At 61.9% G+C, this 18,320-nt stretch carries 20 protein-coding genes; 10 read left to right on the forward strand and 10 right to left on the reverse strand.

Annotation, left to right across the window (positions count from 1 at the left end; all coding sequences use genetic code 11):
* A complete protein-coding gene (aroE, locus tag ACQKIK_RS17870; RefSeq protein WP_499136944.1) occupies positions 1-819 on the reverse strand; it encodes a shikimate dehydrogenase in 819 nt (272 codons plus the stop codon).
* 45 nt (positions 820-864) lie between these two features.
* The gene (gene hemF, locus ACQKIK_RS17875) at positions 865-1,821 is read right to left on the reverse strand and encodes an oxygen-dependent coproporphyrinogen oxidase (protein ID WP_499136945.1); all 957 of its coding nucleotides are present in this window, start codon (positions 1,819-1,821) and stop codon (positions 865-867) included.
* A 113-nt stretch (positions 1,822-1,934) separates the two neighbouring features.
* Here hemF and ACQKIK_RS17880 point away from each other — a divergent pair, with 113 nt between their 5' ends.
* Positions 1,935-2,912: a quinone oxidoreductase family protein gene (locus ACQKIK_RS17880; protein WP_499136946.1), complete on the forward strand. Its 978-nt coding sequence runs from the start codon at positions 1,935-1,937 to the stop codon at positions 2,910-2,912.
* A gap of 39 nt (positions 2,913-2,951) precedes the next feature.
* On the opposite strand, the gene tsaC is transcribed toward ACQKIK_RS17880, so the two are convergent.
* From tsaC to ACQKIK_RS17895, 3 genes are all read right to left on the reverse strand, one after another.
* Positions 2,952-3,509, reverse strand: a complete 558-nt coding sequence (gene tsaC, locus ACQKIK_RS17885) for an L-threonylcarbamoyladenylate synthase type 1 TsaC (protein WP_045422918.1) — start codon at positions 3,507-3,509, stop codon at positions 2,952-2,954.
* A 63-nt stretch (positions 3,510-3,572) separates the two neighbouring features.
* Positions 3,573-4,664 (reverse strand): DNA-processing protein DprA, encoded by a 1,092-nt coding sequence (gene dprA / locus ACQKIK_RS17890; RefSeq protein WP_499136947.1) that lies wholly within the window; start codon positions 4,662-4,664, stop codon positions 3,573-3,575.
* 86 nt (positions 4,665-4,750) lie between these two features.
* Entirely contained in the window at positions 4,751-5,776 is a 1,026-nt protein-coding gene (locus ACQKIK_RS17895) for a LysM peptidoglycan-binding domain-containing protein (RefSeq protein ID WP_499136948.1), read from the reverse strand.
* 148 nt (positions 5,777-5,924) lie between these two features.
* On the opposite strand from ACQKIK_RS17895, the gene def reads away from it, so the two are divergent.
* The 4 genes from def (at position 5,925) to trkA (ending at position 10,188) form a co-directional block, all read left to right on the forward strand.
* Positions 5,925-6,431: a peptide deformylase gene (gene def / locus ACQKIK_RS17900; protein WP_045422925.1), complete on the forward strand. Its 507-nt coding sequence runs from the start codon at positions 5,925-5,927 to the stop codon at positions 6,429-6,431.
* A gap of 53 nt (positions 6,432-6,484) precedes the next feature.
* Positions 6,485-7,414 (forward strand): methionyl-tRNA formyltransferase, encoded by a 930-nt coding sequence (fmt, locus tag ACQKIK_RS17905; protein WP_499136950.1) that lies wholly within the window; start codon positions 6,485-6,487, stop codon positions 7,412-7,414.
* Between the two features lie 5 nt (positions 7,415-7,419).
* Positions 7,420-8,742: a 16S rRNA (cytosine(967)-C(5))-methyltransferase RsmB gene (gene rsmB / locus ACQKIK_RS17910; protein WP_499137036.1), complete on the forward strand. Its 1,323-nt coding sequence runs from the start codon at positions 7,420-7,422 to the stop codon at positions 8,740-8,742.
* Between the two features lie 72 nt (positions 8,743-8,814).
* Positions 8,815-10,188, forward strand: coding sequence for a Trk system potassium transporter TrkA (gene trkA, locus ACQKIK_RS17915; protein ID WP_045422929.1), 1,374 nt, complete (start codon positions 8,815-8,817; stop codon positions 10,186-10,188).
* Between the two features lie 65 nt (positions 10,189-10,253).
* On the opposite strand, the gene ACQKIK_RS17920 is transcribed toward trkA, so the two are convergent.
* The gene (locus ACQKIK_RS17920) at positions 10,254-10,907 is read right to left on the reverse strand and encodes a 7-cyano-7-deazaguanine/7-aminomethyl-7-deazaguanine transporter (RefSeq protein WP_046163261.1); all 654 of its coding nucleotides are present in this window, start codon (positions 10,905-10,907) and stop codon (positions 10,254-10,256) included.
* Positions 10,908-11,102: 195 nt separating this feature from the next.
* Positions 11,103-12,512 (reverse strand): MocR-like ectoine utilization transcription factor EhuR, encoded by a 1,410-nt coding sequence (ehuR, locus tag ACQKIK_RS17925; protein WP_499136951.1) that lies wholly within the window; start codon positions 12,510-12,512, stop codon positions 11,103-11,105.
* A gap of 248 nt (positions 12,513-12,760) precedes the next feature.
* Here ehuR and ehuB point away from each other — a divergent pair, with 248 nt between their 5' ends.
* From ehuB to ACQKIK_RS17950, 5 genes are all read left to right on the forward strand, one after another.
* Positions 12,761-13,615: an ectoine/hydroxyectoine ABC transporter substrate-binding protein EhuB gene (gene ehuB, locus ACQKIK_RS17930; protein ID WP_045422935.1), complete on the forward strand. Its 855-nt coding sequence runs from the start codon at positions 12,761-12,763 to the stop codon at positions 13,613-13,615.
* 244 nt (positions 13,616-13,859) lie between these two features.
* Positions 13,860-14,519, forward strand: a complete 660-nt coding sequence (gene ehuC / locus ACQKIK_RS17935) for an ectoine/hydroxyectoine ABC transporter permease subunit EhuC (protein WP_045422937.1) — start codon at positions 13,860-13,862, stop codon at positions 14,517-14,519.
* On the forward strand, positions 14,516-15,175 hold the full coding sequence (ehuD, locus tag ACQKIK_RS17940; protein WP_499136952.1) for an ectoine/hydroxyectoine ABC transporter permease subunit EhuD: 660 nt from the start codon (positions 14,516-14,518) through the stop codon (positions 15,173-15,175). The genes ehuC and ehuD overlap by 4 nt, the downstream gene beginning before the upstream one ends.
* Entirely contained in the window at positions 15,172-16,005 is an 834-nt protein-coding gene (gene ehuA, locus ACQKIK_RS17945; RefSeq protein ID WP_127838040.1) for an ectoine/hydroxyectoine ABC transporter ATP-binding protein EhuA, read from the forward strand. Before ehuD ends, ehuA begins: the two co-directional genes overlap by 4 nt.
* Positions 16,006-16,070: 65 nt before the next feature.
* Complete coding sequence (locus ACQKIK_RS17950; RefSeq protein ID WP_045422944.1) at positions 16,071-16,388, forward strand: tetratricopeptide repeat protein; 318 nt, start codon at positions 16,071-16,073, stop codon at positions 16,386-16,388.
* A gap of 33 nt (positions 16,389-16,421) precedes the next feature.
* Here ACQKIK_RS17950 and ACQKIK_RS17955 read toward each other — a convergent pair whose 3' ends face one another.
* The 3 genes from ACQKIK_RS17955 to ACQKIK_RS17965 form a co-directional block, all read right to left on the reverse strand.
* Positions 16,422-16,694 carry a PilZ domain-containing protein gene (locus ACQKIK_RS17955; protein ID WP_499136953.1) on the reverse strand — a complete coding sequence of 91 codons (273 nt, stop codon included), beginning with the start codon at positions 16,692-16,694 and terminating at the stop codon, positions 16,422-16,424.
* Positions 16,695-16,722: 28 nt separating this feature from the next.
* Positions 16,723-17,610, reverse strand: coding sequence for a lysophospholipid acyltransferase (locus ACQKIK_RS17960; RefSeq protein ID WP_499136954.1), 888 nt, complete (start codon positions 17,608-17,610; stop codon positions 16,723-16,725).
* Positions 17,611-17,686: 76 nt separating this feature from the next.
* Positions 17,687-18,253, reverse strand: a complete 567-nt coding sequence (locus ACQKIK_RS17965) for a DNA-3-methyladenine glycosylase I (RefSeq protein ID WP_064481102.1) — start codon at positions 18,251-18,253, stop codon at positions 17,687-17,689.
* Positions 18,254-18,320: the final 67 nt, after the last annotated feature.

Below are 18,320 nucleotides of genomic sequence, written 5' to 3' on the forward strand. Positions count from 1 at the left end.
TCAAGCGCCGAGCTGGCTGCGCAGCTGCGTCAGAACCGGGCCCGAATCCGGCCGTACCCCGCGCCACAGCTCGAAGGCCGCCGCCGCCTGTTCGACCAACATGCCGAGCCCATCGCGGGTCGCTGCGCCGCGTCCGGCCGCCCACTGGCAGAAGGGCGTCGGCTTCGCGCCGTACATCATGTCGTAGCAGAGGGTAACGCCAGGTTCGATCAGGTCATCGCCCAACGGTGGCAGCTCGCCGCCGAGGCTCGCCGATGTGCCGTTGACGATCACATCGAACGGGCCTCGCAAGTGCTCGAAGGCGCTTGCACTGACCGGCCCCAGCTCGGCGAACTCGCCGGCCAGCTGTTCGGCCTTGGCCAGGGTGCGGTTGGATATCACCAATGCTACCGGGCGCTGCGCCAGCAGGGGCTCGAGCACCCCACGCACCGCACCACCAGCGCCCAGCAACAGAATCCGCTTGCCTTGCAGCGTGACGCCAGCGTTGTCCAGCAAGTCGCGGACCAGGCCAATGCCGTCGGTGTTATCGCCCAGCAGGCAACCATCTTCCAGCTTCTTCAGGGTGTTCACCGCCCCGGCACGTTGGGCGCGCTCGCTCAGTTGGTCGGCAAGGCGAAACGCCTGTTCCTTGAAGGGCACGGTGACATTGGCGCCCAACCCCTGTTCGAAGAATGCGCCGGCATAGCCGGGGAAGTCGTCGAGCGGCGCCAGCAAGGGTTCGTAGCTGAGCGTCTGCCCGGTCTGGTCGGCAAACAGACGGTGGATCTGAGGCGATTTGCTGTGGCCGATGGGGTTGCCGAAGACGCCGTAACGGTCCATTGATGCTCCTAAAAGCAGTAGCGATTCAGAGGTGGTGGGGGCTATTCAAGGCTGTTCGCCCAGCCAGTCACGATCCTGCAGGAAGTACTCGGTCAGCCGCGCCTCGGGTGTGCCAGGCTCGGGATGCTTGTCGTAACCCCAGCGCACCAGCGGCGGCAGCGACATCAAGATCGACTCGGTGCGTCCACCTGACTGCAGACCGAACAGGGTGCCGCGGTCGTAGACCAGGTTGTATTCCACATAGCGCCCACGGCGCAGCTCCTGGAATTCTCGCTCGCGCTCACCGAAAGGCATCGCTTTGCGCCGCTGGACGATTGGCAGGTAGGCCTCGATGTAGGCATCGCCTACCGCCCGCATGAAGGCGAAGCTGGTGTCGAAATCCCATTCGTTCAGGTCGTCGAAGAACAGCCCACCGACCCCGCGCGGCTCGTTGCGGTGCTTGATGTGAAAATACCGATCACACCATTCCTTGTAGCGCGAATAGACATCGGCACCGAACGGCGCACACGCATCTCGGGCCACCCGGTGCCAGTGCACGCAATCCTCTTCGTTACCGTAGTAGGGCGTCAGGTCGAAGCCGCCACCAAACCACCAGACCGGCTCTTCACCTTCTTTCTCGGCAATGAAGAAGCGCACGTTGGCGTGGGAGGTCGGCACATAGGGGTTTTCCGGGTGGATCACCAGGGACACGCCGAGCGCTTCGAAGCCACGGCCTGCCAGTTCAGGGCGATGGGCGCTGGCCGAGGGGGGCAGGCCGCTGCCATGAACGTGGGAGAAATTGACGCCGCCCTTTTCGATCAGCGCACCGTTTTCGATGACCCGGGTCCGGCCACCACCGCCTGCGGGGCGCGTCCAGGCATCCTCGACGAAGCACGCGCCGCCGTCTTCGGCTTCAAGGGTGGCGCAAATACGGTCCTGCAGATCGAGCAGGTAGGCTTTGACGGCTTCGGTACGCTCGTTCACGAATTCACCTTGGCAAGTGGCTGCGCCGCCGCCTGGCATGGGCCAGAGCGGAAGTGCTGATACAGAAGGCCGGCAAGCATATCACCCAGCCAATTGACGGACGCGCCCCGGAAGCGTTGGATAGGCTTCTTTGCATTTGCCCAGGAGTCGATATGTCGCAGCGCATCCAGTTCAGCCAGCACGGTGGCCCCGAGGTTCTCGAACAGGTCGACGTACCGGTCGCCGCACCGGGCGCCGGTGAGGTCCGCGTGCGCAACCATGCGATCGGCCTGAATTTCATCGACACCTATTTCCGCAGCGGACTCTATGCACCACCAAGCCTGCCATCGGGTCTCGGCACCGAAGGCGCCGGCGTGGTCGAGGCGCTGGGCGAGGGCGTCGATGAGTTCGAGGTAGGTGACCGCGTGGCTTATGCGACCGGGCCGCTGGGTTCCTACGGCGAGCACCACACCCTGCCGGCACGACATCTGGTCAAGCTGCCCGAAAGCGTGAGCTTCGAACAAGCCGCCTCGGTGATGCTCAAGGGCCTGACGACTCAATATCTGCTGCGCCAGACCTATGAGCTGAAAGCGGGAGAGACCATCCTTTTCCACGCGGCGGCCGGTGGCGTCGGCTCGATCGCCTGTCAGTGGGCCAAGGCCATCGGTGCCCGGCTGATCGGCGTGGTTGGCTCGGCAGAAAAGGCCGTGCGCGCCAAATCACTGGGCGCCTGGGAGACTATCGATCGCACTCAGGAAGACATCGTCCAGCGCGTGTTGGAGCTGACTGACGGTCAGAAATGTCCGGTCGTCTACGACTCGGTGGGCAAGAGCAGCTGGGAGGTCTCGCTCGATTGTGTCGCCCCGCGCGGCCTGCTGGTCAGCTTCGGCAATGCATCCGGCGCGGTTACCGGGGTCAATCTTGGCGTACTGGCTCAAAAGGGCTCGCTGTATGTCACCCGGCCAACCCTGGCCGGTTACGCCACCTCAGCCGAACGCCTGCGAGGCATGGCGGCCGAGCTGTTCGAGATGATCGCCAGCGGAAAGATAGAGGTGGAGATCGGCCAGCGTTACCCGCTCGCCGACGCTGCCGAGGCGCAGCGCCAGCTCGCCGCAGGCAAGACGACCGGCTCGACCATCCTCTTGCCCTGAGCTGACATTCGACTAGCGGCTACCTGACGCGCCTGTGCGTCAGGATGCGCGGATGACCTCGCCGTTGCGTATATCGCGAATGGTGGAGGGGTTTTTACGTCCGCCCAGGCTGCCGCCAAGCACGCCGTCCAGATCCCCGGGGAAGTACTGCTCGACGCGCAGACGCGAGCGCGCCGAAGGTCGGCCGGCCGGGTTGGCCGAGGTGGACACCAATGGGCCGGTCAAGGCGCAAAGCCTCGCCACCAGGGGGTGATCGGTTACACGAAGGGCCACGCTGTCGTGTTGGCCGGTGATCCAGTCTGGCAAGCGATCACGGTGCGGCACCAGCCAGGTATTCGGCCCCGGCCAGCTGCCAACCAAGCGGTCCAGCCAACGCTCAGGAAGGTCTTCCAGCAGAAAATCGAACTGCTCGACGCAGTCGGCGACCAGAATCAGTCCTTTCTCCACCGGCCGCTCCTTCAGAGCCAGCAACCGATGTACCGCGTCGCTATCCCAAGGATCGCAGCCCAAGCCCCAGACCGCCTCGGTCGGATAGGCGATCACACCGCCACGCCTAACGACCCGCGCCGCCTGCTGCACACGCCAATTGCCGACCATTGCCACCTCCCCTGAGACTGATCGGCGAAGTGTACCCAAGCGCTGTCGGCAGTACAGCAGGCCTCAACCCGCGCAAGCGACCCAGCAACCGTTCTCGCAAGCGACGAGCCCCTCGATTTCCAGCTCGGTGAGCGCTGCGAGGATTTCTGACAAGGGTTGGTTCACGGCATCTGCCAGCACCTCGCTGCTCATGGGAGCGGCATGCAGCTGGGCGAGCAACGGGTGCATCGGCTCGGATCGTTGCGCTTCGGGCGTGGCCGGGGCTTGCTGCCAGCCGCGCAAGGCCTGCAGTACGTCGTCGACACTTTCCACCAGTGCAGCGCCCTGGCGAATCAGCTGGTGACAGCCTCGGGCGCCGGGATGGTGGATCGAGCCAGGAATAGCATAGACCTCACGGCCCTGTTCGGCAGCCAGGCGGGCGGTGATCAGCGAGCCGCTCGAAGGACTTGCCTCGACCACCAGCACACCCAATGACAAGCCGCTGATGATTCGATTACGACGAGGAAAGTTGGCGGCCTGCGGCGGACAGTCGAGCGGCAGTTCTGAGACCACCGCACCACCACCCTCAACAATGCGCGCAGCCAGCCCCAAATGGCGACGCGGATAGAGGCACTGCAGCCCTGTACCCAGCACGGCGATCGTCTTGCCACCCACATCCAGCGCACCCTGGTGTGCTGCGCCGTCGATACCCAGGGCCAGCCCGCTGGTAATCACAAAACCACCGCGAGCCAGGCTGCGCGCAAATGCGGTGGCGTTATCCAGCCCCGGCCGAGAGGCGCGCCGACTGCCGACCATGGCCAGCTGCGGTCGCTCCAGCAGGCCTGGATCACCCTCGATGAACAACAGGGGTGGGGCGTCCGGCAGCTCCTCTAGCAGACCGGGATACGCCGGGTCATCCCACATCAGCAGATGGTGCCCCGGTGCCTCCAACCAGACCAGGCTGGCCGCGGCTCGCTCACGGATCGCCGGACTGCGCCTGGCGTCGGCACAATTGGCCGGCAAGCCCAACGAACGCCACGCGGAGGCTGGCGCGCTAAGCGCTGAGGACGCATCGGGAAAGGCGCTAAGCAGTTTATGCAGGCGACGCGGGCCCAGCTCCGGCAACAAATGCAGGCGCAGGCGTGCTTCCAGTTCGGCAGGGGAAATCGAAGGCATGAGAACAATCCTTGTCTCTTGGCACCGCATCCATGCAGTGCTGTTCAGCAGAAATGACAAGCCCCGCGATGCGGGGCTTTGGGGTATCAGGGGTTGCGGACCTTATCCATCACCGACAGTGAGCGAGTCGCCTGCAGGACCAAGCCATAGCTAAGCTTGTCGTAGGTACGGAACACCATCAGCAGGCCCGAACGCTCGTCCGGAATCTTCACGTTTTCACCGGTGACCCGGTCGCGGACGGTTTCGCCGGTCTTGTACACGGCCAGCACGTTGCCAACACTCAGCCCGTCACGCGCACCCCGGTTCAGGGTAACCACATCGAACTGACCGATCTGGGTCACGCCGCGCGGCACATCCAGAATCACACCGTTGATCTCTTCTTTCGGCTCGCTCGGCATGAAGGTCGAATTCACTGCGCGCTCTTCACTGGGGAACAGGCGGTCGCCGATGCGCGCTTCCTGAGTGACCCGCGTGAGCATCATGGTGGCGATGTCACCTTCCATGTCGAGAAGCTCGGCGGTGCCTACATCATCGGCGTTAATACCTAGGAATTCCCCGGTCTCCGGGTCCACGTAAGTCTTGCCCTGACGGAAGATGCCGTAGATACCGATGTCATCCTGGAACTCGCCGCGGCCGTAGACGCGATCGCCAGAGCCACTGATCACGCGCTCGGCGTTGCCTGCCACGATGTAAGGAGCGGCCTCGAACTCTGCTGCGCTGTCGACAATGCGGTTACTCAGCAGAAAGCTGTTGATGGCTTCCAGCGGAATGGTGCTGATGGCCTCGGCCATGGGTGTCGTGCGAACGGTTGGCGAGAGTTTGATGGTCCCGCGCGACGCGCCACGGTTGAGCATGATGCGCGGTTGGCCGTCGACGTAGACCAGGCTGAGGCTGTCGCCCGGATAGATCAGATGCGGGTTTTCCACCTGCGGGTTCGCATGCCAGAGTTCCGGCCATTTCCAGGGCTCGCTGAGAAAGCGGCCGGAAATGTCCCAGAGTGTGTCGCCTTTCACTACGGTGTATTGCTCAGGATGGCCATCCTTCAGCTCCACAGCGGCCTGCGCCATGCCGCCAACCGCCACCAACAGCAGGGCGAGTAGTGATTTCCTCATGTGGTGAATCCCTTTATGATGTGCCTTCACGTAAAGCGCCCTAGCGCCGCAGAAACCCTTGTGGAAAGCGGCGTTAAGCCGTTTACAAGCTGCTCGGCATCTTAGCAGCGGCTTTTGACTTTATTCCATAAGTGCATCACAAACGCATATGGCAATCCTGAACATCCTAGAATTTCCCGATCCACGCCTGCGCACCATCGCCAAACCGGTGGACGTGGTCGACGACGGCATTCGTCAGCTCATCGACGACATGTTCGAGACCATGTACGACGCACCGGGCATCGGCCTAGCCGCCACGCAGGTCAACGTGCACAAGCGGATCGTGGTGATGGACCTGTCCGAAGACAAGACCGAGCCACGGGTCTTCATCAATCCCGAGTTTGAGTTCCTCACCGACGAGATGGAGCAGTACCAGGAAGGATGCTTGTCGGTCCCCGGCTTCTACGAAAACGTAGATCGGCCACAAAAGGTGAAGATCAAGGCGCTGGACCGCGACGGTCAGCCCTATGAGCTGATTGCCGAAGGTCTGCTCGCGGTCTGCATCCAGCACGAATGCGATCACCTCAACGGCAAGCTGTTCGTCGATTATCTTTCCAACCTCAAGCGCGACCGGATCAAGAAGAAGCTGGAAAAGCTTCACCGTCAGCAGGCTTGATCTCCCATTCCAAAGGCTTGCAGCAGCAAGCCTTTTTTATTGATGAGTCTTCTATGCGCATCGTTTTCGCCGGCACGCCGGAGTTCGCCGCTCAGCATCTACAAGCCCTGCTCGACGCCAAGCGTCAGGTCGTGGCGGTGTATACGCAGCCGGATCGCCCGGCAGGTCGTGGCCAGAAACTGATGCCCAGCCCGGTCAAGCAGTTGGCGCTGCAGCATGAAATTCCGGTGTATCAGCCCCAGACCCTGCGCGACCCGGCTGCCCAGGCAGAGCTGGATGGTTTGCAGGCGGACCTGATGGTCGTGGTCGCCTATGGCTTGATCCTGCCGCAGGCCGTGCTGGACATGCCGCGCCTGGGCTGTATCAACAGCCATGCCTCGTTGTTGCCACGTTGGCGTGGCGCAGCGCCGATTCAGCGTGCCATTGAAGCAGGCGATACCGAATCAGGTGTCACCGTCATGCAAATGGAAGCAGGGCTGGATACCGGGCCGATGCTGCTCAAGGTCAGCACGCCGATTACCTGTGAGGATACGGGCGGCACCCTGCATGATCGCCTGGCCGAACTCGGCTCGCGCGCCGTGATCGAGGCGGCAGCGGCGCTGGAAGCCGGCACACTGAAAGGCGAAGTCCAGGACGACAGCCTGGCTACCTATGCGCACAAGCTGAACAAGGACGAAGCTCGCCTCGACTGGCAGCGTCCCGCAGTTGAGCTTGAACGCCTGGTGCGGGCGTTCAATCCCTGGCCGATTTGCCACAGCAGCCTCGACGGCGCGCCGGTGAAAATTCACGCCGCGCAACTAACCACAGGTCAGGGCGCGGCGGGCCAGATCATCGAAGCAAGCAAGGACGGCCTGGAGGTTGCCTGTGGCGAGGGTTCGCTGACGCTCACCCGTCTGCAACTCCCTGGCGGCAAGGCACTGGCCGTCAGCGACCTGTTCAATAGCCGCCGCGAACAGTTTGCCGTCGGCAAGGCGTTCGAATAATGTCGATGAATCCGCGTCTCGCCGCAGCACGCGCGCTAGCGGTCGTGCTGTCCGGCAAGGCCTCGCTGAACAGCAGCCTTCCGGATGTATTGGGTAAGGTCGACGCGCGTGACCGCGGCCTGACCCAGGAACTGGCATTTGGCACCGCCCGCTGGCAGCCGCGCCTGTCAGGGCTCGCTGAACGCTTGTTGCAGAAACCGTTCAAGGCAGCGGACCGCGATGTCGAAGCCTTGCTGCTGGTCGGCCTGTACCAGCTGTTCTACACCCGCATTCCGCCACATGCCGCCATTGGCGAAACCGTTGGTTGCGCAGAGAAGCTGAAGAAGCCCTGGGCGAAAGGCTTGCTCAACGCGGTGCTGCGCAATGCCCAGCGTGACGGCGAAGCGCTGTTCGCCGAGCTCGAACGCGATCCGGTGATTCGTTTTGCCCACCCGCGCTGGCTGCAGAAATCGCTCAAGGCGCATTGGCCGGAGCACTGGGAAGCAATCTGCACGGCGAACAACCTGCATCCCCCGATGATGCTGCGGGTCAACCACCGCCAGGTCGAGCGCGACACCTACCTCGCGGAACTGCAGGAAGCCGGCATCGAGGCCTTCCCCTGCAGCCACAGCAAAGACGGCATCCGACTCGCCGCGGCCTGCGACGTCACTCAACTGCCTGGCTTTGCCGAGGGCCGCATCAGTGTGCAGGACGAAGCGGCGCAACTCGCCGCCGGTCTGCTCGATCTGGCCCCCGGTCAACGCGTGTTGGACGCCTGCTGCGCCCCGGGCGGCAAGACCTGCCACATCCTCGAACGCGAGCCTGCCTTGGCTGAAGTCATCGCGCTAGACCTTGAGCCGAAACGATTGCAGCGTGTGCAGGAAAACCTCAACCGCTTGCAGCTCGACGCCAAACTGGTGGCTGCCGATGCTCGTGCCACCGAGGTCTGGTGGGACGGCCAACTGTTCCAGCGGATCCTGCTCGACGCGCCGTGTTCGGCCACCGGTGTGATCCGTCGCCATCCGGACATCAAGCTGGCGCGCAAGGCCGATGACATCGCGCCGCTGGCCACGCTGCAGGGCGAGATGCTCGATGCGCTGTGGCCAACCCTGGATGTCGGCGGGGTGCTGCTGTACGCCACCTGTTCGGTGCTGCCAACCGAAAACCGCGAGGTGATCGAAGCCTTCCTGGCGCGCACGACCGGCGCCCGGGAATTGGACCTGCCCAAGAGTTTCGGCGTCGAACAGACGCATGGACGTCAGCTGTTGCCTCAGGACAATGGCCACGACGGCTTCTACTACGCCAAATTGATAAAAGTCGCGGCCCAACCCAATGGCCGACAATCCTAAGGTGGACCAGACGCCAATGTCTCGGCCACCCCATGCTGTGGCGGTTACAAGCCGCCTTTCAGGAGCGATCGCGTGAAGATCATTATTCTCGGCGCAGGGCAGGTGGGCGGTACGCTTGCCGAAAATCTCGCCAGCGAAGCCAACGACATCACCGTGGTCGACACCGACGCTGATCGCCTGCGTGATCTCGGCGATCGGCTGGACATCCGCACCGTGGTAGGCCGCGGTTCATTCCCGACGGTATTGCGCCAGGCGGGTGCGGATGACGCCGACATGCTGGTCGCCGTAACCAACAGCGACGAAACCAACATGGTTGCCTGCCAGGTTGCCTACACGCTGTTCCACACACCGACCAAGATTGCCCGAGTTCGTGAGTCGGTGTATCTCACCCGCTCCGGCCTGTTCAGTAACGAGGCAATTCCGGTCGACGTGCTGATCAGCCCCGAACAGGTGGTGACCAACTACATCAAGCGTCTGATCGAGCACCCTGGCTCGCTGCAGGTGATCGACTTCGCGGGTGGCAAGGCACAGCTGGTCGCCGTGCGGGCCTACTACGGTGGGCCGCTGGTGGGGCAGGAGCTGCGCCAGATCCGCAAACACATGCCCAACGTCGACACGCGTGTGGCCGCGATCTTCCGACGCAACCAGGCGATCCTGCCGCAAGGCGATACGGTCATCGAAGCTGATGACGAGGTGTTCTTCATCGCGGCGCGCGGCCACATCCGCGCGGTGATGAGTGAGATGCGTCGCCTGGACGACAACTACAAACGCATCGTCATCGCTGGCGGCGGCCACATTGGGGAGCGCCTCGCCGAAGCCATCGAAAGCCGCTATCAAGTCAAGATCATCGAAATGAACCCAGCGCGCTGCCGCTACCTCTCCGACACGCTGGACAGCACCATCATCCTGCAAGGCAGCGCTTCCGATCGCGACCTGCTGGTGGAGGAGAACATCAACGACGCGGATGTGTTCCTGGCCCTGACCAACGACGATGAAGCGAACATCATGTCGTCGCTGCTGGCCAAGCGTCTCGGCGCGCGTAAGGTGATGTGCATCATCAACAACCCGGCCTACGTCGATCTGGTCCAGGGCGGCGAGATCGATATCGCCATCAGCCCGCAGCTGGCCACCATCGGCACCTTGCTGACCCACGTGCGCCGCGGCGATATCGTCAGCGCACACTCTTTGCGCCGCGGTGCTGCCGAGGCGATCGAGGTGATCGCCCACGGTGACTCTCGTTCCAGCAAGGTGGTTGGCCGGGCTATCGGCAAGATCGCATTGCCGCCCGGCACCACCATCGGCGCCGTGATCCGTGACGAAGAGGTGCTGATCGCCCATGACAATACGGTCATCGAATCAGGCGATCACGTGATCCTGTTTCTTGTCGACAAGAAGCATATCCGCGACGTGGAGCGGCTGTTCCAGGCGGGGCTTACTTTCTTCTGATGACCCGTTTCTGATGAGCGGCTCGCTCGGCCTGTGCTCACAGGCCGAGCGGTGGCAGGTCACCGTTATGCCGTCACAGTCCGCTGACCGGGCAGCAGACGCACGATCGCATTCAGCAGCATGCCGTAGAGCGGAACGAACAACGCCAGGCTGATGATCAGCTTGATGACGTAATCGACGCTGGCAATCTCTACCCAATTCGCCGCCATGAACGGGTCGTCGCTGTGCCAGAAGGCAATGGAGAAGAACAGAAAGGTGTCCAGCAGGTTGCCGAAGATGGTCGAAGCGCTCGGCGCGATCCACCACTGGCGCAAGCGGCGCAGCCGGTCGAATACCTGGATGTCGAGGATCTGGCCGAACGCATAGGCGAGGAAGCTGGCCACCGCAATGCGGAACACGAACAGATTGAACTCGCCCAGGGCCGAGAACCCAGCGAACGCACCCTGGTGAAACAGCACCGAGACCACGTAGGAAGCGACCAGCGCCGGAACCATCACCTGCGCGATGACCCGGCGCGCCGGGCCTTTGCCGAGTAGACGCACGGTCAGGTCAGTGGCGAGAAAGATGAACGGAAAACTGAACGCGCCCCAGGTGGTGTGCCAGCCGAACAAAGTGATCGGCAACTGCACCAGATAGTTGCTGGCGATGATGATGAGGATGTGAAACGCGATCAGACCGGCCAAAGTGGCTCGGCGGACCGATGAAGGGAGCTGCAACATGGCATTTCCTTTTTGAAGTGATGGGGTTAGGGAACCCATTGCCGTGCCGACATGGCCCGAGCGGCGCGCATTCTAGTGTCATTTCAGGCTGGAGGGTAGCGCGCCGGTCGGAACGCCGGACGCGTTGCATCACATGGGAACCGGGTAGCCGAAGAATCCGATGCTTTTCAATTCGCTGCGATCTAACCCGACGGGCTAGCGAGCACCGCGAAACTCGTGGATCTCCGGGTACTGCTCGAACACGTCTCGTATGCTTGCCAGCCCCGTGCGCAAGCGCTGTTCGCTGCATTCAGCGCCGATACACAAGCGCATTGCCCTGGGCCTCGGGCTGCCAGGGGGAAGAAAGGGATCAGGCAGCGTCAGCGCGATCCCACGCGCTCGCAACTCATGCTGCAGGGCGTCGAGATCCCAGTGTTCGGGCACATCTAGCCAGGCACTGAGCGAGGCAGGATGGCTGCCGCGCAGATAATCGCCCAGCTCGGCGGTCACCGCAGCCTGTCGGGCAGCGACCAGCTCGCGCTGCAGGCTCACCAGCTCCCTGGCACGACCGCGCTCGATCCAGCGCGTCGCGATCTCACCCAGCAACGGGGCTGCCATCCAGCTGTTGACCCTGAAGATGCTCTCGGTACGCAACGCCAACCGCCGAGGCATCGCTAGGTAGCCGAGGCGCAAGCCGGTCAGCACCGACTTGGTCAGGCTGGTGCAATAAAACGACAACTCCGGCAGGTAGTGACTGAGCGGTGGGGCCGCTCGGTCATCGCCGAGCAAAGGGCCGTATACGTCGTCCTCAATCACGTAAACACCATAACGGCGCGCGATGTCGGCAATCTCGCGACGACGTGAGTCGGGCATCAAACTGCTGGTGGGGTTATTCAGGTTCGGCGTGCAGACCAGCGCGGTGACCCGCTCGTTGGCGCAGATATCCTCGAAATGCTCCGGATCGAGACCGTCGCAATCCGCCTCGACACCCTGGAGTTTGAAGCCGAGCACCTGAGCGGTACCAATCACACCGTGATCCGTACAGCTTTCACAGAGCACCAGATCGTCAGGTCCCGCCAGCGAGGCAAGGGCGAGGAAAATCGCCTGAGAAGCGCCATTGGTCAGGAGCAAGTCCTGCGGCTCAACGCCCAACCCCAACCCGGCAAGCCACTGCACGCCGGCCTCGCGGTGATGTTCGAATCCGGCGATTGGTCGGCAGGCGTGGATCCACGGCTGCTCGTGCTCGGCAGCCAGTTCTGCGCAGATCTGCCGCCAGTAGCGGTCATGGCGTTCGCTGCGAACGATGCGGGCCGTGGAAAAGTCGAGCAGTGATTGTTCGCCGCGGTCGAGCATGGAGGTGGCGACCCGCTCGCTGATGCGCCGGCTAACGAAGCTGCCGCGTCCGACCTCGCAGCGCACCCAGCCCTGGCGCTCCAGTTCCTTGTAGGCGTTAGTCACCGTTTGCACGCTGATGTCCAGCTGCTCGGCCAGCAAGCGTTGGGTTGGCAGCCGCTGACCGTCGATGAGATCGCCCTGTTCAATGTCGGTTGCGATGGCCGTGACCAGCAGCTTGTATTTCGATCCGCCGCCATGGGCAGCCAGCAAAGCCTGTTTCCAGTTGTGCATGACATTCCACCTCTGTCGAGCCGACAGGATCAGCTGAAGCGCAATGTCATGCAATTGTCCTAGTGCAATCCTTTGGGGAAAACCGCTTTTGCTATGCTCGGACAGCGAAACGCGGCGCACCTCATATAGAAAAAGAAGTCCAACGTCGCGTCGAGGCAGGGAATGCCCTGTCCTGATGCTCTTGAAGCTGCCCTCCAAACTGCTGGTTCTGTTGCCGGCGAACGATAAAAAGCACAGGAGAATTCACGATGAATCGCGCACGTCCTTTCCATTTCGGCAAGCTTTTGCTGGCCTCAGCCGTACTGACCGGCTTTTCCCTCGGCGGCCTGGCCCAGGCCGATACCCTCGACGACATCAAGGCAAAGAGCAGCGTCCGGATCGGCTATGCCAACGAAACCCCGTTCGCCTACACCGCCACTGATGGCAGCGTGACTGGCGAATCCCCGGAAATCGTCGAGAAGATTTTTCAGAAGATGGGTATCGAAACCATCAAACCAGTGCTGACCGAATGGGGCTCGCTGATCCCGGGTCTTCGTGCCAGTCGGTTCGACCTGATCGCCGCTGGCATGTACATCACCCCAGAGCGCTGCAAGCAGGTGCTGTTTACCGATCCGCACTATCAGCTGCAGGACACCCTGCTGGTCAAGGCCGGCAACCCCAAGCAACTGCAGAGCTACGAAGATATTGCCAAGGATGAGTCGATCAAGCTGGCCATCATGTCCGGCACGGTCAACCTCAACTACGCGCGCAAGGCCGGTATCAAGGATTCGCAGATCGTTCAGGTCCCAGACACCACCTCGCAACTGCAGGCTGTGCGCACCGGTCGCGCCGACGCGGCAGTGGGCACGCAGCTGACCATGAGAGGCCTGGCCGAGAAAGCCGGGGATCAGGTCGAGGCCACGGATGACTTCAAGGACGATCCGGCCAACACCGGTTACGGCGCGCTGGCGTTCCGCCCAGAAGACAAGGCGCTGCGTGACGCCGTCAACGCGGAGCTGAAGAAATGGCTTGGCAGCGATGATCATCTGAAAACCGTCGAACCCTTTGGCTTTGACCGCTCGAACATCACCGACAAGACCGCTGAGGAACTCTGCAGCGCCTGATCCACTGGCGCATGAACAAGGAACCGGCGCGGGCTTTTTGAGCCCTGCCGGGCTCCCACGTGAATAGCCTTCAGATAGCTCTACCCCTTCTCTCGGGCTCCGTCGCAACACTGCGATGCGACCGCTTTCGACTGGCCTGTTGCCCGTCGCGTAACGCTACCCGGCGCCACGATCGGTCCTCCCACGCAGCCAAGCCTGACGGGCGATCTGCTCCTATCGCCGCGCCGCTAACCGGAAATTCACGATGAACGAACTACTCCCCCTCATGCTGCAAGGGGCCTGGGTGACCGTGCAAATCACCTTTTTTGGTTCCCTGCTGGCCATAGTCGCCGCGCTGATCGGCGCGCTGGGCCGACTGTCGCCGATCAAGCCGTTGCGCTGGCTGGCCATCGTCTACATCGAAGTGTTCCGCGGCAGTTCGCTGCTCGTGCAGCTGTTCTGGCTCTACTTCGTCCTGCCGATGCCACCTTTTAACGTTTCCATGAGCGCTTTCAATGTTGCGGTCATCGGCCTGGGCCTGAACATCGGCTCCTACGGGGCAGAAGTGCTGCGCGGTGCCATACGGTCGGTGCACGAAGGGCAGTACGAGGCCTGCCAGGCACTGAACATGACCGCTGGGCAGCGTCTGCGCCGGGTCATCCTGCCGCAAGCGCTGTTGGCGGCGATCCCGCCAGGCACCAACCTGCTGATCGAGTTGCTGAAAAACACCTCGCTGGTGTCGCTGATCACGCTGTCCGATCTGGCGTTCCGTGCGCGCCAGCTGGACCAGGCAACCTTGATGACTCTTGAAATTTTCGGCCTGGCGCTGGTGATGTACTTCGTTCTCGCTCAGATCATCAATTTCTCCATGCGCACCCTTGAGCGGCGCCTGGCGCGCGGCCGTATGCGGGGAGGCATGTCATGAATTTCTTCGATTGGGAGTTCGCCTGGGAAATCCTGCCCAGATTGCTCGATGCCTCACTGAAAACCATCGGCATTACCATCGCCGGGTTTTCCATCGCCATCGTGCTGGGCCTGTTCCTCGCCGTGGGACGCCGCAGCCGGCATCGCTGGCTGTCCTGGCCGATGACTGGCTTGATCGAGTTCATCCGCAGCACACCGCTGTTGATTCAGGTGTACTTCCTGTTTTTCGTCCTGCCGAATTACGGTTTCAATCTGACCGCTTTGCAGGCGGGCATCATCGGCATCGCGCTGCATTACGCCTGTTACACAGCGGAGGTCTATCGCGCCGGGCTCGATGCAGTACCCCGCGCGCAATGGGAGGCGGTGACGGCGCTGAACGTGAAACCGCTCAACGCCTACCGCAAGGTGATCCTGCCACAGGCGCTGCGACCGATCCTGCCAGCACTGGGCAATTACATGATCTCGATGCTCAAGGACACGCCCGTGCTCTCGGCCATCACCGTGGTGGAAATCATGCAGCGGGCCAAGAACATCGGCTCGGAGCACTTTCGTTATCTGGAACCGATCACCATGGTCGGCCTGTTCTTTCTTATTCTCAGCCTCGGCCTCGCCTGGTTCGTACGCCGACTGGAAAACCGTATGGAGCTAGCCCGATGAACGCATCGACGCCTGCCGGCGAAACCCAGAACTCAACCAGCCCTGCCAACGAGCCGGAACTGATGGTGCAGTTTCGCGATGTGAGCAAACACTTCGGAGACCTGACCGTGCTCAACCATCTCGACCTGGATGTCCGAACGGGTGAGAAGGTTGCCATCATCGGCCCCAGCGGCTCCGGAAAATCCACGCTGCTGCGTGCTTTGATGACCCTGGAGGACATCGACGAAGGCGTAATCATGGTCGATGACGAACCGTTGACTCACATGCCGAATGCCAGTGGCAATCTGGTCCGCGCCAACGCGCGGCATCTGCGTCGGGTCCGCGGCAAGGTGGGCATGGTATTCCAGAGCTTCAACCTGTTTCCGCACATGAGTACCCGGCAGAACGTGATGGAAGCACCGGTCCAGGTGCTCGGTCTGTCGAAGAAAGAAGCTCGCGAGCGTGCCGAGGAATTGCTGGCGATGGTGGGGCTGGAAGACAAACTTGAGCACTATCCCTCGCAACTGTCAGGTGGTCAGCAACAGCGGGTAGCCATTGCCCGAGCGTTAGCGATGCGACCCAAGGTAATGCTGTTCGACGAGGTGACCTCTGCGCTGGATCCGGAGCTCTGCGGCGAAGTGCTCAATGTCATCCGCAGACTGGGCGATGCGCACAGTCTGACCATGCTGATGGTGACCCACCAGATGGGCTTCGCTCGGGAATTTGCTGACCGGGTATGCTTTTTCAATGAAGGCAGGATCCACGAACAGGGCACGCCGGACGAGCTGTTCGGCAACCCTCAGGAGACCCGCACACAAGAGTTTCTCAGTGCGGTAACCCAGGCGAGCTAGGCTAGTGGTCAGAGTACGTCACTGCTTCATCGGCTGCTTCAGGAAGAATTTCCCAGGGGAACGCAATGATCGAATCGCTGCAAAAGATGCTTGCCAAGGGCATGGACAATCCGATGCTGCGCTTCGGGCTTGGCAAGGGCTACCTGGATCTTGGGGACGCAGCTGAAGCGGCGGTTCATTTGCAACGCTGCGTCGAACAGGATCCGAAATACTCTGCCGCTTGGAAGCTGCTCGGCAAGGCATTAAAGGCTTGTGGGGATCTCGACGGCGCGAGGCGCGCCTGGGAACAAGGCCTGCTCGCGGCGCAAGCACACGGTGACAAGCAGGCCGAGAAGGAAATGGATGTGTTTCTACGCAAGCTGAACAAACAGGCCGGCAGCTAGTACCAGCCGGTCGCACACCCTGCCGGGCCTCTATTAATCTGGCTGGACGAAGCGCAAGCCAACACCCTCAGCATCGACACGCATCACTTCCATCTGCAGCACAGGGGCGGGGATGGGGAGATCCTGCACCTGCCCACTGACCGTCATGCCCGGCTGCAACTCGATCAGCCGCGGATGTTTGACGTAGACGCCGCCATCCGAGAGATCGCGGGTGTGCGCGAACACCTCGCCAAATGACTCGTGGGTAATGCGGATACGGCACTTCATGGGTGCGCGTGGATGCTGCCGCTGATTCGGGTTTCCCATGGAAGTCCCTTTACTGGGTGAGCTGTCGTTAGTACCAGCGTGTTTCGCCGGCTGGCCGCTTTTTGAAGCGTTTCATCGTCCACATGTACTGGCTCGGCCAAGTCCGCACGTATCGCTCGATGACGCCGCTCATGGCTGCCACCGCGACCTCGACGTCCTCGTCGTACATGGCTGGAGGTGCTGCCTCGAGAATGACCTTGTAGCCCGAACCATCATCCAAGCGCAACGCGTGAAGGAACACGCCTACGGCTTTGCCGCCCGTCAGCATGCCAGGCACGAACTTGCTCGTCAGTGCTTGTGTGCCAAGGAACGGCACGAAAACGCCGGCGCCCTCGCTGGGTTCCGGATCCGCGGGTATGCCCACGGCGCCGCCCTTTCGGACTTCCTTGATGACGCTGATGATGCCCTCTCGGGTCGAGGGCGCGACCTTGTTGCCCAGTTGGACACGCTGGCGTTGCAGGAGATCATCGACCGCCTTGAGCTTCGGCGGGCGATAGAAAATGATCGGTTTGCATTGCGCGCAATAGAAGTGATTGAGGACTTCCCAGTTGCCCAGGTGGCTGGTGATGCCTACGACCCCTTTGCCGGAAGCCAACGCTTGCTCCAGCACTTCCAGCCCCTCAACTTCCTTGACCAGCCGCAGCGTCTTGTCTGCTGGCCAGATCCAGGCGCAGGCACTCTCTGTAAACGCCATGCCGATCTGCTGCAGGCTCTGTCCGAGCAAGCGCTCGCGTTCGGCAGCATCGAGTTCAGGAAAACACTTGGAAAGATTGATCCGGGCGACTTCGCGAGAACGGTTCGGCAGCTTCCACATCAGCCAGCCAATGAAGCGACCCGACCCCTGAACTGCGCGCCAGGGGAGTAGGGCGAACAGGCGCAGAAAGCCAACCACCAGCGCACCTTTGAGCTTGTCCAAGGATCTCTCCCGAAAAATCAAAGACGCTAGTGTAACTGCTTAGCGCGATTGGCTACCCCTAAGGCGTCACAGCCGTTCAGGCGCTGGCCGGTACACGCGCCAGAGCGGGGTAACGATCGCAGTCAGTGGTGTGGTCCATGACCATGCCGCACGCCTGCATATAGGCGTAACAGATGGTCGGGCCGACAAAGCCGAACCCGGCCTTCTTCAACGCACGGCTCATGGCCTCGGCTTCGGCGGTCACCGCAGGCACCTGGTTGATCGACTCGAAATGGTTGATCTTCGGCTCGCCCCCAACGAAAGACCATAACCAACCCGCCGGGTCGTCCAACTCGAGCCAGAGCCGGGCATTGCGCCGTGCGGCTTCGAGTTTTCGACGGTTGCGGATGATGCCGGCGTCGAGCATGCGTTCGTCGATCTCCGCATCGGTCATCTGTGCCAGACGCTTCGGGTCGAAGCCGAACAACACCTGGCGATAACGCTCTCGCTTGCGCAACACCGTGATCCAAGACAGTCCCGCCTGTGCGCCTTCAAGAACGAGAAATTCAAAGAGGACCTGAGGATCACGGGTGGGAACACCCCACTCGCTGTCGTGGTAGTCGATGTATAACGGGTCGTCACTGCACCAGGCGCAACGCGGCATGTTTTCAGATCCTTGAACGCGGCGAAAAGCAGATCGGAAGTGCGACCGGCGCTACGCCGTAGAGCAC

Source organism: Pseudomonas sp. NPDC047961 (genome assembly GCF_050272435.1).
Lineage (GTDB): Bacteria > Pseudomonadota > Gammaproteobacteria > Pseudomonadales > Pseudomonadaceae > Stutzerimonas.

Excerpts from the sequence above, each read along its gene's own strand:
- aroE (WP_499136944.1), bottom strand. The coding sequence starts at position 819 with ATGGACCGTTACGGCGTCTTCGGCAACCCCATCGGCCACAGCAAATCG.
- hemF (WP_499136945.1), bottom strand. The coding sequence starts at position 1,821 with ATGCCAGGCGGCGGCGCAGCCACTTGCCAAGGTGAATTCGTGAACGAG.
- ACQKIK_RS17880 (WP_499136946.1), top strand. The coding sequence starts at position 1,935 with ATGTCGCAGCGCATCCAGTTCAGCCAGCACGGTGGCCCCGAGGTTCTC.
- tsaC (WP_045422918.1), bottom strand. The coding sequence starts at position 3,509 with ATGGTCGGCAATTGGCGTGTGCAGCAGGCGGCGCGGGTCGTTAGGCGT.
- dprA (WP_499136947.1), bottom strand. The coding sequence starts at position 4,664 with ATGCCTTCGATTTCCCCTGCCGAACTGGAAGCACGCCTGCGCCTGCAT.
- ACQKIK_RS17895 (WP_499136948.1), bottom strand. The coding sequence starts at position 5,776 with ATGAGGAAATCACTACTCGCCCTGCTGTTGGTGGCGGTTGGCGGCATG.
- def (WP_045422925.1), top strand. The coding sequence starts at position 5,925 with ATGGCAATCCTGAACATCCTAGAATTTCCCGATCCACGCCTGCGCACC.
- fmt (WP_499136950.1), top strand. The coding sequence starts at position 6,485 with ATGCGCATCGTTTTCGCCGGCACGCCGGAGTTCGCCGCTCAGCATCTA.
- rsmB (WP_499137036.1), top strand. The coding sequence starts at position 7,420 with ATGAATCCGCGTCTCGCCGCAGCACGCGCGCTAGCGGTCGTGCTGTCC.
- ACQKIK_RS17920 (WP_046163261.1), bottom strand. The coding sequence starts at position 10,907 with ATGTTGCAGCTCCCTTCATCGGTCCGCCGAGCCACTTTGGCCGGTCTG.
- ehuR (WP_499136951.1), bottom strand. The coding sequence starts at position 12,512 with ATGCACAACTGGAAACAGGCTTTGCTGGCTGCCCATGGCGGCGGATCG.
- ehuB (WP_045422935.1), top strand. The coding sequence starts at position 12,761 with ATGAATCGCGCACGTCCTTTCCATTTCGGCAAGCTTTTGCTGGCCTCA.
- ehuC (WP_045422937.1), top strand. The coding sequence starts at position 13,860 with ATGAACGAACTACTCCCCCTCATGCTGCAAGGGGCCTGGGTGACCGTG.
- ehuD (WP_499136952.1), top strand. The coding sequence starts at position 14,516 with ATGAATTTCTTCGATTGGGAGTTCGCCTGGGAAATCCTGCCCAGATTG.
- ehuA (WP_127838040.1), top strand. The coding sequence starts at position 15,172 with ATGAACGCATCGACGCCTGCCGGCGAAACCCAGAACTCAACCAGCCCT.
- ACQKIK_RS17950 (WP_045422944.1), top strand. The coding sequence starts at position 16,071 with ATGATCGAATCGCTGCAAAAGATGCTTGCCAAGGGCATGGACAATCCG.
- ACQKIK_RS17955 (WP_499136953.1), bottom strand. The coding sequence starts at position 16,694 with ATGGGAAACCCGAATCAGCGGCAGCATCCACGCGCACCCATGAAGTGC.
- ACQKIK_RS17965 (WP_064481102.1), bottom strand. The coding sequence starts at position 18,253 with ATGCCGCGTTGCGCCTGGTGCAGTGACGACCCGTTATACATCGACTAC.